We start from the raw sequence: 15,682 nt of genomic DNA, 5'->3' as shown, positions 1-15,682 counted from the left end.
AGACTACTCCTTTACTAATTTAGCCTTCTGACATAATTTATTAAACGAATCTTCAATTTGGTGATAAGAAGCATCCACAATTGGATTACGAGCAATTAAGATAATATCCACTCCAGTAATCAATTGACTATTATTATGTCTATAAACCTCTCTAAATAATCTTTTAACTCTATTTCTAGTTACAGCTTTACCTACTTTCTTACTAACTGAATAACCAATTCTTCTCTTAGTAGTATTGGTTTGTAAAGAATAGACTACTAGTATACGATCTGCAACAGATGATCCATGATTATAAACTCGTTTGAATTGGTAAGTCTTTTTTAATGTACTATCTTTTCCCATGAATGATCCTCCTTGACATCTTCAAGTGGAGACTAACCTAACTTAATAAATACAAGCAATACTCTATTCAATTATAAATGATAAAATCATCTTATGTCAAGATATATAATATCTTTTTGTTAATTAAAGAGTATTTCAGCCTAAAAATCTTGATAAAGTAGTACTAATTTGTTAAGATTATTTTACGGTACCATTGAAAATAAATAAAATAAATTAAATAAACAAGACAAGATTAGTTATTCACAATTTATTGACAATAGCTGTCTAAACTGTGGATAACTAATCTTTTTTTAACTTTATTTTAATTAATCATTAGTTATCCACAATGTTATTCACAATCTTGTGGATAACATTACCTAGCAGGAGGTTAAGTTATTGTGCAAAAGAAAGAAGCAGAAAAAATTTGGGATAAAACATTAGAGGAAATCAAAACTGAACTTAGTACTCCTAGTTTTGAAACCTGGTTTAAATCAACTAAGGCTTTAGCTACTAAAAATAATAAATTTCTAATAGAAGTCCCAAATGAATTTGCTAAAGACTGGCTAGAAACAAGATATTCTAAGTTGATTACAGAAATTATTTCTGATATTTCCGGTAAATCATACGAAATTGAATTTATTATTCCCGAAATGAAAGAAGAAGAACTACTAATAGACGAAAAAAAAGAAGCTCCTAACTCCCAACAGGAACAAGAGGAACCAGACATTGAACCACCATCATTAAATTCTAAATATACATTTGATAATTTTGTAATTGGTAGTAGTAATCGTTTTGCCCATGCTGCTTCTTTAGCAGTAGCAGAAGCACCAGCTAAAGCTTATAATCCACTATTTATTTATGGAGAAGTAGGTTTAGGAAAGACTCATCTTATGCACGCTATTGGGCATTATATACTTGAACATACTTCCAATACTACAGTAATGTATCTAACTTCAGAAGAATTTACAAATAGATTAATTAATTCCATTAGAGATGATAAAACAATGGATTTTAGAAACCAGTATCGGAATATAGACGTATTATTAATTGATGATATCCAATTTTTAGCAGGGAAAGAAAGAACCCAAGAAGAATTTTTTCATACTTTTAATGCTTTACATGATGCTAATAAACAAATTATTATTTCTAGTGATCGTCCGCCAAAAGAAATTCCTACTTTAGAAGAAAGATTAAGATCTCGTTTTGAATGGGGCTTAATTACTGATATTCAAGAACCGGATTTAGAAACTAGAATTGCTATTCTAAAAAAGAAGGCTGCTTTAGAAGGACATGAAGTTCCTGATGATGTAATAGTCTATATCGCTAATAAAATCAAGTCCAATATTAGAGAATTAGAAGGAGCTTTAATTAGAGTCATTGCCTATTCTTCCTTTTCTAATGACCAAATCGATGTTAATTTGGCCCAAGAAGTACTTAAAAATATTGCTAGTGAAAATACAGCTAATTCTCAAGGCCCTACAGAGATAACCGCTGAATCTATTAAAAAAATAGTAGCTAATTATTACCAAATAGACTTGAAGAATATGGAATCCAAGAAAAGAACTAGAGCTATTGCCTTCCCTAGGCAAGTAGCAATGTATCTCACTCGTAAATTAACTGAATTATCTCTACCACAGATCGGTAAAAAATTTGGAGGACGAGATCATAGTACTGTTTTACATGCTTATAATAAAATCAATGATAAAATCTCAGCTGACTCTGAATTTGAGTCTGAAATTAACCAATTATTAGCTAAAATCAAAGATTAATTGCCTGTGGATAACCCTGTGGATAACCCTGTGGATAACCTTTTTTTACTTGTGGATAACTTTTAAAGCCTATTTTTGTCCACAACCCTGTGGATAACTTTTGGACTTATCCACAACTTATCCACAATCTTTCCACAAGCATCAGCCCTTGTGTTGCCTGGCTTGAGGTTAGTTATCCACATTATCCACAACCCCTACTACTATTACTACTATGTTTTTGTATATATATGTTTAACTAGTAATAGTAATGGTATTAGTGTAGTAATAACGTAAAAAAGGAGGATTTAGATGAAAGTTAAACTTAACCAAAAAGAATTCTATAATGCAATTCAAACTGTCAAAAAAGCTGTATCATCTAAGACAACTTTACCTATTTTATCAGGTATTTTATTGCGTACAGCAGGGAATAATTTAAAATTAGTAGGTACTGATTTAGAAATAGGAATTGAATGTTTTGTAGAAGCAGATATTATAGAACAAGGTGATATTGTTTTGCCAGCTAAATATTTAGCTAGCATTGCACGTGAATTACCTAATGAAGAAATTTTATTGTCTACTGAACCGACTAATAACACATCCCAGATTAAATGTGGTAATTCCCAGTTTAATATTCATGGTTCAGCTGCTGATGAATTTCCTTTATTACCAGAGATAGAATCTAATACTGAATTTTCTATCACCCAAGAAAAATTAAAACAAGTTATTAAGCAAATAGAATTTGCTACTTCTGAAGATGAAAGTAAACCTTTTTTGACTGGAGGATTATTAATCTTAGACGAGAATTCTATTAAATTAGTAGCTACAGATACCTATCGGCTAGCCTATCGAGAAGATGAACTTGACCAATTACCTGCTAGCCAAGAAAAAGTAATTATTCCTAAAAAAACTTTATCTGAGTTAAGCAAATTACTGGATGATTCAGAAGAAAAAGTTAAAATTATAGTTACTGAAAACCAAATTTTATTCCAGTTTGCAGGGATTTCTATTGTTTCTCGTTTAATTGAAGGCCAATTCCCTGATTATAACCAAGTTATTCCAGACCAAACTAAAACTCAAGTGGAAGTTGCTAAAGGAGATTTATTACAAGCAGCTAAAAGAGCTTCTTTATTAGCCAAAAGAGAATCAAATGTTATTAAAATAAATTTTGAAACTGATAAATTAATAATTACTTCTAATGCTCCGGAAATAGGACAAGCTTATGAAGAAGTTTCTATTTCTTTGACTGGTCCGGAAAGTGAAATTGCTTTTAATGCTAGTTATCTGATAGATTGTTTAAAAGTTATAGATCAGGATACAATAAATATAGAATTATCAGGTGCTCTAGCACCAGGTGTAATTAAGACCGGACAAAATTATATCTGTGTTATTATGCCAGTGAGAAGTGCTTAAAGTCAATTGTAAGGAGGAAATTAATTATGAATAAAATAGAAATTAAAACAGAAAACATCAATCTTGATCAATTCTTGAAATGGGCCAACTTAGTTGGAACAGGTGGAGAGGCGAAGGTAGTTATTCAAGCAGGAAAAGTTAAGGTCAACGGAGAAGTAGTAGAGAAGAGAGCTAAAACATTAAGTGTAGGAGATACTATAGAATACCGCGGAACTAGTTACCAAGTAACTTCTTCTTAAAGGGTGGTACAAAGAGAGTGAGATTATCACAATTATATCTCAATAACTTTAGAAATTATCAACAACAACATTTACAGTTTAACGAACAGTTAAATTTTTTCATTGGGGCTAATGCCCACGGAAAAACTAATTTATTAGAGGCTATCTACTTATTAGGAACTGGCTCATCGCACCGGACTAATGTTACATCTGAATTAACTAACTGGCATCAAGATAGATTTTACGTTAAAGGGGAAGTAATCAGGAAGAATCAGGATTATCAACTGGCAGTTAACTTAGAGGGGCGCCAAAAAGAGGTTAAAGTTAATTCTAACAAATTAGATCGGATTAGCGACTTAATTGGTTATCTCAATGTTGTAATTTTTTCTCCTGAGGACTTAGAATTAGTCAAAGGCAGTCCTTCATTAAGGAGAAAATTTATCAATTTAGAGCTATCCCAAGTAAGTAGTTATTATAACCATTTATTAACTGATTATCGACAAGTTTTAAAGCAGAGAAATAATCTTTTAAAGGAGATTAGAGATAATGATGCTCCTCAGGATATGCTACCAGTCTGGAACCAACAGTTAGTTGATTTAGGCGCTAAAATTATTAGCCGCAGATTACAAGCTTTAAATAAATTAATTCCTTTGGCTAGATTAAAGCAACGTAAGTTAACTAATGGTTTAGAAAGTTTAGAACTTAAGTATGATACAAAATTGGATCTAGATCATGATAGTTCTGTTGAGGAGATAAAGCATCATTTTAACTCTTATTTAGACCAGCGTATTGACCAGGAAATTAACAGAGGAGTGACGACAGTTGGCCCACATAGAGATGATATTTCGTTATTAGTCAATGATATTGATATCAGAAAGTTTGGTTCACAAGGCCAACAACGAACGACAGCTTTAGCTTTAAAATTATCAGAGTTAGAATTTATGAAGTCCGAAACAGGTGAATATCCTATTTTGTTACTAGATGATGTTTTTTCTGAACTAGATGCTAATCGCTCTAATCAGTTATTACAAACAGTTAAAAATAAGATTCAAACTTTTATTACTAGTACAAATCAAGAGGAACTACAAGAATTTAGGGCTGATTACAAGCTATTTAAAATTAAAAATGGTACAGCAATTGAGGTGTAACTATGGCTGAATCAATTAAACAAGTATTGGGGTCTACCTTAAATAAATTAGGTTTGGCAGATAAAATCAAAGAAGAAAGTGTTTTAAATCTCTGGTCAGAAGTTATCGGGGATAAAATTCGGCCGCATACTGCAGCTAAACATATTAATCATGGAGTTTTATTTGTTGCAGTTGATAACTCTACTTGGGCTCACCAATTGTTATTTATGAAAGAAAAATTAATTACTAAATTAAACCGGAGATTAAATCAGGAAATAGTTCAAGATATCAGATTTCAAGTAGGCCACGTTACCCAAGAGGATCCTACTACAGAGCAACAGTCTAATCCACTAGAGAATATAGAACTTACTAAGCAAGAATTTAATAAAATAGAAAATATAACTGCTAATATTGAAGATGATGAATTACAAGATAAATTATTTAAATTATTAGTTAGAGATAAGAAAAAACAAAAATGGCGAGCAACTAATAATTGGGCTTCTTGTTCTAATTGTTCAGTCTTGATTCCGCCTGAGAGGGAAAAATGTTATATTTGTGAATGTAAGCAAGCCAGAATTGACTGGGAGCAACTAAAGGATTTATTGACTAGTAATCCTTGGTTGAGTTACCAACAAACCACCGACTATTTTCCTTACTTAACCAAGGATGATTTTCAGACAGTAAAAACAGAACTTAGTCAAAGTTTAGAAACAAAATTAGATAAATTAACTGCTCAAGCTATGAAAGATCAAGTTGATAACCAAGAAGTGCGAGTTGTTATTCAAAAGTATGTCATGTTAGAGACTGGTGTTAGTCCAGATAATCTAACTGAGAGGCTAATTAAGAAAGTTATAGGTTCTAACTGGATGAAGGTGTATCGCAATTTATAACTAGTAGCAATCCTTTAGTTAGATTAGATAAGGAGGAGGTAGTTTGTTACATTTAGGTGGCGGACATACTATTCCAGCTCAAGATGTAGTTATGATAGCTGATTGGGAAGCAACAACTGATTCGCCAGAAACTCGTAATTTTTTACAGGTAGCTAAAGAAGAAGGATTTATTATTGATTATACTCAAGGTGAGCCTAGTTCTTTTGTCATAACTGAAGAAAAGATTTATTATTCTATAATTTCTTCAGCTACCTTACGAAAGAGAGTTAATTTCATGTATGACCTTGGTAGTGAAGAAAATGTATAATGGAGGTTTATATGAATGAGTAAAGAAGCTAATTACGATGCCGACCAAATTCAAGTACTAGAAGGATTAGAAGCTGTTCGTAAACGCCCCGGGATGTATATCGGAAGTACCGAAGAAAGAGGATTACATCATTTAGTCTATGAAGTAGTGGATAATAGTATTGATGAGGCGTTAGCGGGTTATTGCGATGAAATTGAAATTACAATTGAATCAAATGGAATTATTACTGTCCAGGATAATGGGCGAGGAATTCCAGTTTCCTCTCATGCTAAAATGGATAGACCAGCTATTGAAGTAGTAATGACGGTACTTCATGCTGGTGGTAAATTTGAAGGAGAAGGTTATAAAGTTTCCGGAGGTTTACATGGAGTAGGTGTCTCTGTGGTTAATGCTTTATCAGCTTGGCTAGAAGTAGAAGTCCATCGGAAAGGTCAAGTTTATTATCAAAAATACTATCGAGGTATTCCGGAATCGGATTTAAAGGTCTTAGGAGATACTACGCAAACAGGAACTAAGATTAAATTCAAACCGGATGAAGAGATATTTACTACACTTGGTTTTGAGTATGATACTTTGGCGCAGAGATTTAAAGAATTAGCTTACTTGAATAAAGGAGTTAAGATTAAAGTTAATGACCAACGTACAGAGCAAACTGATGAATTTAAATACGACGGAGGTGTTGTTTCCTTTGTTCAGGAGATAAATAAACCTCATGATCCAATTCATGAAGAAATTATTTTCTTTACTGAAGAAACAGAAGAAACAGAAATTGAGATAGCATTCCAGTATAATACAGATTATGTGGATAAAATATTTACCTTTGCTAATAACATTAACACCCATGAAGGTGGTACTCATCTGAGCGGGTTTAAATCAGCTTTAACTCGGACAATTAATGATTATGCGCGCAAAAATGATTTCTTAAAAGATAGCGATGATAATTTATCAGGTGAGGATATTAGAGAAGGAATTGTAGCAATTATAAATATTAAACTAATTGATCCCCAATTTGAGGGACAGACGAAGACTAAACTAGGAAATAGCGAGATTAGGGGCTTAGTTGATTCTACCGTTTCCCAGAAGTTAAGTACTACTTTAGATGAGAATCCAAAGTTAGGAGAAAAGATAGTTAAAAAAGCAATTGCTTCTGCTCAAGCAAGAGAAGCAGCTCAAAAAGCTAGAGAGTTAACTAAGAGAAAAAGTGCTCTAGCTAGTACTGCTCTACCTGGTAAATTAGCGGATTGTTCCTCTAAAGATCCAGAAAAAAGTGAAATATATATAGTAGAGGGCGATTCAGCCGGAGGGTCAGCTAAACAAGGGCGAGATAGAGAATTTCAAGCTATTTTGCCTCTTAGAGGTAAAATTCTCAATGTGGAAAAAGCACGTTTAGATAAAATTCTCAATAATAAAGAAATCAGATCCTTAATTACTGCGCTAGGTACAGGAATAGCTGATGAATTTGATATGGATAATTTACGTTATGAAAATATTATTATTATGACTGATGCTGATGTTGATGGGGCTCATATTAGAACTTTATTATTAACTTTCTTTTATCGTTATATGCGACCTTTATTGGAAGAAGGAATGGTGTATATTGCTCAACCGCCGTTATATAAAGTAACTAAAGGCAGAAAAGAGGAATATGTTTATAAAGACCGACAACTAACAGAATTATTGAATAAGTTAGGTAAAAAACGGACTTCAATCCAAAGGTATAAGGGATTAGGAGAGATGAATCCGATTCAATTATGGAAGACAACAATGGACCCTGAAAATAGAACTTTACTACAAGTGCGCATTAGTGATGCTATCAGAGCCGATGAAATATTTACTAAATTGATGGGCGATCAAGTACAACCACGGCGAGATTTTATTCAACAGCATGCTAATGACGTACAGAATCTAGATGTGTAGGAGGAGAATTATGGCTGAAGTAAATTCTCAACGAGTTAGACAGGTAGATATTGAAGATGAAATGCAGGATGCCTATATTGATTATGCAATGAGTGTAATTGTAGGACGTGCTTTGCCTGATGTACGAGATGGTTTAAAGCCAGTTCACCGACGTATTTTATATGCTATGTATAATTTGGGATTAAAACCTAGTAAACCACATAAGAAGTCAGCTAGGATTGTAGGAGAGGTACTAGGTAAGTATCATCCCCATGGAGATAGTGCTGTCTATGATACTATGGTGCGTATGGCTCAGGACTTTTCTTATCGCTATCAATTAGTTGATGGTCATGGTAACTTTGGTTCTATTGATGGTGATTCAGCAGCAGCTATGAGGTATACAGAAGCTAAAATGACAGATATTACGACTGATCTTTTAGCGGATATAAAAAAGAGCACTGTAGATTTTACTGATAATTTTGATGGTACACTACAAGAGCCAGAAGTATTACCAGCTAAGGTTCCTAATTTATTAGTCAATGGTGGTTCAGGAATTGCTGTTGGTATGAGTACTAACATTCCCCCTCATAACATAAATGAAGTGATCAATGGAGTTATAGAACTAATAGATAATCCTGATTTAACAGCTAAAGATTTAATGCATATTATAAAGGGGCCTGATTTTCCTACAGGCGGAATTATTATGGGGCGGAAGCCGATTAAAGAGTACTTTGAGACTGGCCGAGGTAAGATTAAGTTAATTGCTAAGAGTACCACTGAAGAAGTAGCAACTAATAAATACCAGATTATAATTACCGAACTACCTTACCAAGTGAATAAAGCTAAATTAGTAGAAAAAATCGCTCAGTTAGTACGTGAGGATAAAGTAGAAGGAATTACTGATTTGCGTGACGAGTCAGATAGAAGAGGTTTAAGAGTAGTTATCGAACTAAAGACAGGGATTAACCCTCAAGTTATGCTTAATAAATTATATAAACATACCAGATTACGGACTACTTTTGGGGTTATCATGCTTGCTTTAGTAGATGGCGAACCAGAAGTTTTAAGTATGAAAGAGGTACTAAATCATTATATAGATCATCAGAAAGAAGTAATAACTAGAAGAACTAAACACGAGTTAGATAAAGCAGAGGCTAGAGCTCATATTGTAGCTGGTTTTAAGACAGCGCTAAGTAATATTGAGCAAGTAATTAAGACAATTCGTGGTTCGGATACTTCTCAAGTTGCTAACGAAAGGTTAATTGATAGATTTAACTTTACTGAAAAGCAAGCTAAAGCAATTTTAGATATGAAATTACATCGCTTAACTAATTTAGAACAGGAAAAGGTAGAAGAAGAATATTCTGAATTACAGGAGAAAATAAGTTATTATCGTTCTGTTTTAGCTAGTGAAGATAAATTATTAGGGATTGTAAAAGAAGAATTAACAGAATTAAAAGAAAAATATCAGGATCAACGGCGGACTGAAATTCAAGATCAGGATATTGATTTAGAGATAGAGGATCTGATTGCAGAAGAAGAGATAATAGTTGTCCTGACTGAAGACGGATATATTAAACGGATGCCATTAGATACTTATCGCAATCAGCATCGAGATGGTAAGGGAGTTATTGCGATTAAGACAAAAGAAGATGATCGAGTCAGTGATATTCAAGTTAACTCAACACATGATTATTTATTATTCTTTACCGATCAAGGTTATGTGCACCGTTTAAAAGGTTATCAGATTCCTGAAAGTGGCCGGCAAGCTAAAGGGGTACCTATTATTAATTTGTTAGATCTTGATTTGGAAGAGGAAGTAGTTGCTGTTTCTGCTCTGTCTGAATTCCAAGAGGATCAGTACCTATTTATGGCTACTAAGGAAGGTATAGTAAAGAAGACTAGTTTAAGCAACTTTAATACAAATTACTCTAAATTAATTGCTTTAAGCCTTCAGGAAGGTGACCAACTAGTTGACGTAGGAGTAACGAGTGGAGAAGAAGAGATCATGTTAGCTACTAAGGAAGGATTAGCAATTAGATTTGCTGAAGCAGATGTTAGAGATATGGGTCGGACTGCTAGAGGAGTTAAAGGGATTGATCTTGGCTCTGAAGATGTAGTCCAAGGACTAGAAGTCATTACAGCTGATAAACAAGAAGCATTAGTTATTACTGAACAAGGTTATGGGAAAAGAACTCCTCTCGAAGAGTATACTCAGCAAGCAAGAGGCGGTAAAGGATTAATCACTATCAATAGAACTAAAGCAAATGGTGATTTGATCGATTTAGAATTAGTTACTAAGCAGGATGAAATAGTGCTTATTACAGAACAAGGATATCTACTAAGAACTTCTGTAGCTGAAATTTCGACTACTAGTCGTAATACACAAGGAGTGCGGTGTATGAGAGTTAAGGGAGATCAAGTTATAGCTACAGATAAGATAATTCCTAATTTACAACAAGATAATCAAGACCAGGAATAGATCTATTCCTGGTCTATTTTTTTAGGTTTATATCTGGCCAGCGATCTTGTAAACTATAGACATTATACTTGTTAATTAATCGGACGGGAGTGGTAACTAAATTAACTTCGTGACTACCATTTTTAATCTTATTATCCCAGTTCCAGTTTTCTTCTCTAGCAATAAAGGTAGCTACATTGAGAGCATGCAAAGCTCGAATATAAGGCATCTTATCTATGGTAGCCGCTAAGTCCTCTTTAGCTACTGCCTTAGTAGCAGCTTTGCTTGCTGTAGCACCTACTACAGTTATATCTTGATTAAGCCCTTTTTGTTTAAGAGCTGTAATGGCTCCTAGAGCAAGTTGGTCATTAGTAGCTAAAATACCTTTAATTTTAGATTGAGCCTTGGTTTTAATATAGTCTTTGATTGTGCGTTTAGCTGTTTTTTGAGACCAATTTTTTTCTTGCTGAATAGTCACCTCGTCATACTTTTTAATTTCCTCTTTATTACCTGTGATAATATCTTGAACAATTTTATCCTCAGTTGGCCCTTGTAAAATAATTATCTTTCCTTCCTTATTAAGCTGATCAATTAAATACCTAGCTTGTAATTGACCTGTCTTAAAATTATCAGCACTGATATAAGCATCTACATTACAGTTGCGTGGTAATTTATCTAGAGCGACGACAGGAATATTGTTTTTTTTGATTAAATCTATCATTTCTCTTCCTTGTTGGCTAGTATTTAAAGAACGGATAATAATCACATCTACTTCTTGGTTTATTAAATTCAGGACATCTTTGTTTTGCTGCTCTAGATTATTTTTGGCATTCTTCCAGGTGATAGTTGTATTTTCTTTTCTTTTATTCTTCCGAAATGCTTTCTTCATCAGTTTAGCTACTTTCTTTTCCTGCTGTCCTATACTGACTCCAATGCTAATTTCTTTTTTAGATGGTGGTTGAGGAGTAAGAGGATTTAGTTGCTTTATATTTAGCTGACAAGCTGTTGTTAGTAAACTAATTATTAACAACATTCCTAAAATTTGTTTCATATTTATCACCTTCATATTTTTTCTTAGTTTGAGAAGCAATACGTTAATTATTCAATCAACTAGTCTATTTTAGTTATATAGAGAATGATTTTAGTACATAATAGGTAAGGAAAAGGAGGTAAGGAATGAATTGGAATAACTTAAAGCAAAGAATAGAGCAATTAGTTGCTAGTGAGGAAGAAGATAAAGATAACAAATCAGAGGAGAAGCAATTAACAACTCAATTAGACCAGAATAAAGAACAGCTAAAGAAAATTCTTGGTGAGAGTGGAGATGTCGTTTTTAAAGAATTTAATTTAGCTGGGAATGGAGACTATTCTGCGTTATTGATTTACATAGATGGATTAACTAATACTAATTTATTAAACTTAAATGTAATTGACCCTTTGTTAGATAAATCTCACGAGGAAAAAATAGCTGATGCTACTGCTCAGAAACGACTAGATCTAATTCAAAATTCGATTATAACTACTAGTAGTGCTGAGAAAAAGAAAAAACTAGCCCCGATAATTAAGTTAGTGTTATCCGGTGATACATTATTATTAATCGATGGAGTGGAGCAAGGATTGATTATCAGTAGTCGAGGTTGGGAGTCACGTTCTATTTCAGAGCCAACTACTGAGTCAGTTATTCGAGGTCCCCGAAATGGCTTTACTGAAAACTTAAGAACTAATACTGCCCATATTAGACGTCGTTTAAGGGACCCTGGATTAAAAATAGAGAGTCATACAATAGGAGAAAGAAGTAAAACTGATCTAGCAATTTTATATATTAAAGGGTTAACTAATCAACATATTGTAGAAGAGGTAACTAACAGAATAACTGATATAGAAGTTGATGGTATTTTAGAATCAGGTTATATAGAACAATTTATTGAAGATATTACATTTTCTCCTTTTCCTCAGATTCAAAATACTGAACGACCGGATAAAGCAGTAGGTAATTTGTTAGAAGGAAGAGTTATTATTATTATTGATGGGACTCCCTTTGCTTTAATTATTCCGGCGGTACTTGACCAGTTTTATCACTCTCCTGAAGATTATTACCAACGATTTATAATTTCTAGTTTAGTCAGAGTAGTTAGAGTTATTGGTGGAGCAGTAGCTTTACTGTTACCTGCTTTTTATATAGCTTTAACTTCCTTTCATATTGAGATGATACCTACTGTTTTAATGCTTTCTATTGCTGGAGGAAGAGCTCAAGTACCCTTTCCAACTTATTTTGAAGCTTTTTTGATGGAGGGGATTATGGAGATACTCCGGGAAGCTAGTGTACGTTTGCCGAATTTAATTGGTTCTACAATTGGAATTGTAGGTGCCTTGGTGATTGGTAATGCTGCTGTTAACGCAGGATTAGTTAGTCCAGGAATGGTAATTATTGTAGCTTTGACTACTCTTGGTTCTTTTACAATTCCTAATTATAGTGCAGCTATTGCTATTAGAATATTGCGGTTTATATTGATGGTTTTAGCTGCTAGTTTTGGGCTGTATGGCTTAATACTAGGTATAATAGTTGTCACTGTTCACTTAGCTGCTTTAAAATCCTTTGGGATTCCTTATTTAACTCCTTTCGCTCCTTCTCGACTTAGTGATTTAAAGGATAGTATAATTAGATTTCCCTTATGGAAGATGGTTTATCGACCTAAATTGATGCGGACTCAGGACTCTCAGCGTCAGGAAGAGGGTGATCAAGATCAAAATTAAAGGTCAAGTTACTGAAAGACAGTTTAGTGCTATTTTGATTAATACAGTTATTGGAGTAGGAATTTTATTTTTGCCTCGGATAGTAGTTAGATTTGCTCAGAGTGGGGGCTTAGTATCAGTTGTGTTAGCTACTTTATTTTTTTTAGGTAATTTATTGGTTATTATTAAACTAGGTCTTAGATTTCCAGAAGATAATATTTTTGAGTATTTACCACAGATTGTAGGTAATATAGTAGGAAAATTAATAGGGGGCGTATTAGTTTTATATTGGTTGTTAGGTATTTCCCTAGGCGTTAGAGCCTTTAGTGAATTAATAGTAACTGCTATTTTACCGACAACTCCTTTAGAAGTAATAATGGTTAGTATGTTCTTATTGATTGCTTACTTAGTTCGGAAAGATATTCAGGTGATAGGTCGATTAAATGAATTGTATGTCTTAGTATTAGTAATTCCGTTATTATTATTGGTTATTGTTTCTTTAGGCCAAGGACGAATGGTACACTTATTTCCCCTTATTAGAGGTTATGATAGTATTAATATTTTAAAGGGGAGTGTGTCAGCTTATTTTAGTTTATTAGGATTTGAAATTATAGCTATTTTTATTCCTCATATCACGACTAAAAAATCAACTTGGAAATACGGATTAAGTGGTTGGCTGATTTGTTCTTGTCTAGTGATAGTTACTATGCTTGCCTCTTTGTCTGTTTTTGGAGCTTTTGAATTAAAAAATTTGATGTGGCCTACTTTTGAATTGATTAAATCAACTCAATTTTTTGATCTATTGTTTGAGAGATTAGAAGTAGCTTTTATTACAATTTGGGTAGTAGCTATTTTTACTACAGGTTCTAATTTATTATTTGGAGCAGTTATTGGAGGAGCAAAAACATTAAATTTAGATGATCATAGGACTTTAATTTTGCCGTTGTTACCTCTTCTTTATTTAGTAGCTTTAATTCCTAGAAATGCTTATGAATTATTTAATTTAATTGATTTAATGTCTATAATAGGGTTATTTCTAACGAGTATTTTGCCATTGACTTTATTAATTTTAGCTATAATTAGAGGCCAAAGGGGTAGGATTAGTAATGAACAAGATAGTTAAGATCCTAATTATCATTTTATTGTTAAATATATTAACTGGTTGTTGGGATAGAAGGGATATTGAAGATAGGGTTCCTGTGTTAGCAATTGGAATTGATTCTATTAAGCAAGAAGATAGCGAGGTAACTAAAAAAAATAAAGTTAAAGTTACTATTCAAGCTCCTATTGCTTCTAAGATGGAAGAAAAAGGAGGAGAGGATGTTACTTGGGTAGTAAGTAGCGTAGGAAATAGTATAGCTGGAGCAATTAATAATTTACAAGATAAGATGAATCAACAATTATTTTTTGGTCATCTACGAGTAATAGTATTTAATCAACAATTAGCTAAAGAAGGACTTAATAAATACTTAAATTATTTTCGAAATCTGCCTGAAATAAGAAGATTAGGTTGGTTATTAGTTTCCCAAAATGGTGCAGAAAGTGTGATAAAGTCAAAACCAAAATTAGAAGCAATACCAGCAATTTATTTAATGCATATGCTTAATAACGGGTCTGACATAGGAAAAATACCTGATTTAAGGTTAGGTGATTTTTTTGTTCAGCTTTCTAATCCGGGACAAGAACCAATAGCAGTGATGATTAAATCTAATGAGGAGGAGATTGATTATATTGGTTTAGGGATTTTTGAAGGAGATAAATTTGTAGGAAGTTTAAGTGAAGCTGAAACTATTTATTATCAACGGATTTTAGGAGTTAATGATAAAGGAAATTTAATTATTTCTGATCCCACAACTGAAATAGATAGGCTAACTATAAAAATAGAGGAAGTTACTACTAATCTAAAACCTGAATTAGTGGATGATAATTTAACTTTACATATTAATACTGAGGTGGAAGCTAGAGTAACTGAACAGCTTAGCCAATCAAATTTAAGTAGAGAGAAGATTGTGCGGGAGATAGAGACTAGGATAGAAAATAAGATGAAGCAAGAGATGATTACAATTATTAAAAAGACTCAAAATAAATTTCAAGCTGATATTTGGGGGATAGGAGAGTATGTAAGAGCTTACTATCCTGACTATTGGGATAAGATTGATTGGCACCAGAAGTACTCTGAAATTAATTTGCAAGTTGAAGTTACAGCTTATATTAGACAAGTAGGAATGATTATATTCCAAGACTAGTAAGTAACTTATCAACTATAAATGCTATGATACTTAATATAATGTAAGATAAGCCAATCCATCTTGAGATTAAGGTATCAGTTTTATTTTGATTTTGGTAGTGATGGTACATATCTAATGTTATAATTAATAAGCCAGTAGTTAAAAGTAGAAATAAAAAATAGCTAGAATAAACAAATTTAAAAATTGTTATTATTGTTTTTAACATTATTATCCGCTCCTTAGTATTAAGAAGTTTAGATTTAATAAATGAGTTTTTAATTAAGGTATCCAATAATACTAATTTTATTCTTGACAATAAGTAATTTATTTGTTAAAGTAGTAA

At 32.8% G+C, this 15,682-nt stretch carries 14 protein-coding genes; 11 read left to right on the top strand and 3 right to left on the bottom strand.

Annotated elements, in window-relative coordinates:
• Window positions 1–3 precede the first annotated feature (3 nt).
• Window positions 4–342, bottom strand: coding sequence for a ribonuclease P protein component (rnpA, locus tag ACYQ3D_RS01685; protein WP_459835501.1), 339 nt, complete (start codon window positions 340–342; stop codon window positions 4–6).
• A 377-nt stretch (window positions 343–719) separates the two neighbouring features.
• Here rnpA and dnaA point away from each other — a divergent pair, with 377 nt between their 5' ends.
• The 8 genes from dnaA (at window position 720) to gyrA (ending at window position 10,399) form a co-directional block, all read left to right on the top strand.
• The gene (gene dnaA, locus ACYQ3D_RS01680) at window positions 720–2,090 is read left to right on the top strand and encodes a chromosomal replication initiator protein DnaA (protein ID WP_459835499.1); all 1,371 of its coding nucleotides are present in this window, start codon (window positions 720–722) and stop codon (window positions 2,088–2,090) included.
• A gap of 288 nt (window positions 2,091–2,378) precedes the next feature.
• On the top strand, window positions 2,379–3,479 hold the full coding sequence (dnaN, locus tag ACYQ3D_RS01675) for a DNA polymerase III subunit beta (protein ID WP_459835497.1): 1,101 nt from the start codon (window positions 2,379–2,381) through the stop codon (window positions 3,477–3,479).
• Window positions 3,480–3,505: 26 nt separating this feature from the next.
• Window positions 3,506–3,718, top strand: coding sequence for an RNA-binding S4 domain-containing protein (locus ACYQ3D_RS01670; protein WP_459835495.1), 213 nt, complete (start codon window positions 3,506–3,508; stop codon window positions 3,716–3,718).
• A 17-nt stretch (window positions 3,719–3,735) separates the two neighbouring features.
• Window positions 3,736–4,845: a DNA replication/repair protein RecF gene (gene recF / locus ACYQ3D_RS01665; RefSeq protein WP_459835493.1), complete on the top strand. Its 1,110-nt coding sequence runs from the start codon at window positions 3,736–3,738 to the stop codon at window positions 4,843–4,845.
• A 2-nt stretch (window positions 4,846–4,847) separates the two neighbouring features.
• Window positions 4,848–5,714 (top strand): DciA family protein, encoded by an 867-nt coding sequence (locus ACYQ3D_RS01660; RefSeq protein ID WP_459835491.1) that lies wholly within the window; start codon window positions 4,848–4,850, stop codon window positions 5,712–5,714.
• Window positions 5,715–5,757: 43 nt separating this feature from the next.
• Window positions 5,758–6,021, top strand: coding sequence for an extracellular matrix regulator RemB (remB, locus tag ACYQ3D_RS01655; RefSeq protein WP_459835489.1), 264 nt, complete (start codon window positions 5,758–5,760; stop codon window positions 6,019–6,021).
• Between the two features lie 15 nt (window positions 6,022–6,036).
• Window positions 6,037–7,938: a DNA topoisomerase (ATP-hydrolyzing) subunit B gene (gyrB, locus tag ACYQ3D_RS01650; RefSeq protein ID WP_459835486.1), complete on the top strand. Its 1,902-nt coding sequence runs from the start codon at window positions 6,037–6,039 to the stop codon at window positions 7,936–7,938.
• 10 nt (window positions 7,939–7,948) lie between these two features.
• The gene (gyrA, locus tag ACYQ3D_RS01645; protein ID WP_459835484.1) at window positions 7,949–10,399 is read left to right on the top strand and encodes a DNA gyrase subunit A; all 2,451 of its coding nucleotides are present in this window, start codon (window positions 7,949–7,951) and stop codon (window positions 10,397–10,399) included.
• Window positions 10,400–10,412: 13 nt separating this feature from the next.
• Here gyrA and ACYQ3D_RS01640 read toward each other — a convergent pair whose 3' ends face one another.
• Window positions 10,413–11,429, bottom strand: coding sequence for a sugar ABC transporter substrate-binding protein (locus tag ACYQ3D_RS01640; protein ID WP_459835482.1), 1,017 nt, complete (start codon window positions 11,427–11,429; stop codon window positions 10,413–10,415).
• Between the two features lie 125 nt (window positions 11,430–11,554).
• Between ACYQ3D_RS01640 and ACYQ3D_RS01635 the strand changes: the two genes are divergently transcribed.
• Genes ACYQ3D_RS01635 through ACYQ3D_RS01625 form a run of 3 tightly spaced genes read left to right on the top strand, consistent with a single transcriptional unit; the run spans window position 11,555 to window position 15,357 of the window.
• Entirely contained in the window at window positions 11,555–13,132 is a 1,578-nt protein-coding gene (locus tag ACYQ3D_RS01635) for a spore germination protein (RefSeq protein WP_459835480.1), read from the top strand.
• On the top strand, window positions 13,113–14,234 hold the full coding sequence (locus ACYQ3D_RS01630; RefSeq protein WP_459835478.1) for a GerAB/ArcD/ProY family transporter: 1,122 nt from the start codon (window positions 13,113–13,115) through the stop codon (window positions 14,232–14,234). The genes ACYQ3D_RS01635 and ACYQ3D_RS01630 overlap by 20 nt, the downstream gene beginning before the upstream one ends.
• Window positions 14,218–15,357, top strand: coding sequence for a Ger(x)C family spore germination protein (locus tag ACYQ3D_RS01625; protein WP_459835476.1), 1,140 nt, complete (start codon window positions 14,218–14,220; stop codon window positions 15,355–15,357). The genes ACYQ3D_RS01630 and ACYQ3D_RS01625 overlap by 17 nt, the downstream gene beginning before the upstream one ends.
• On the opposite strand, the gene ACYQ3D_RS01620 is transcribed toward ACYQ3D_RS01625, so the two are convergent.
• Window positions 15,341–15,565 carry a CLC_0170 family protein gene (locus ACYQ3D_RS01620; RefSeq protein ID WP_459835473.1) on the bottom strand — a complete coding sequence of 75 codons (225 nt, stop codon included), beginning with the start codon at window positions 15,563–15,565 and terminating at the stop codon, window positions 15,341–15,343. The genes ACYQ3D_RS01625 and ACYQ3D_RS01620 overlap by 17 nt on opposite strands.
• Window positions 15,566–15,682: the final 117 nt, after the last annotated feature.

The organism is Halanaerobaculum tunisiense, assembly GCF_054657635.1.
This window is presented reverse-complemented; position numbering and strand designations above follow the sequence as displayed.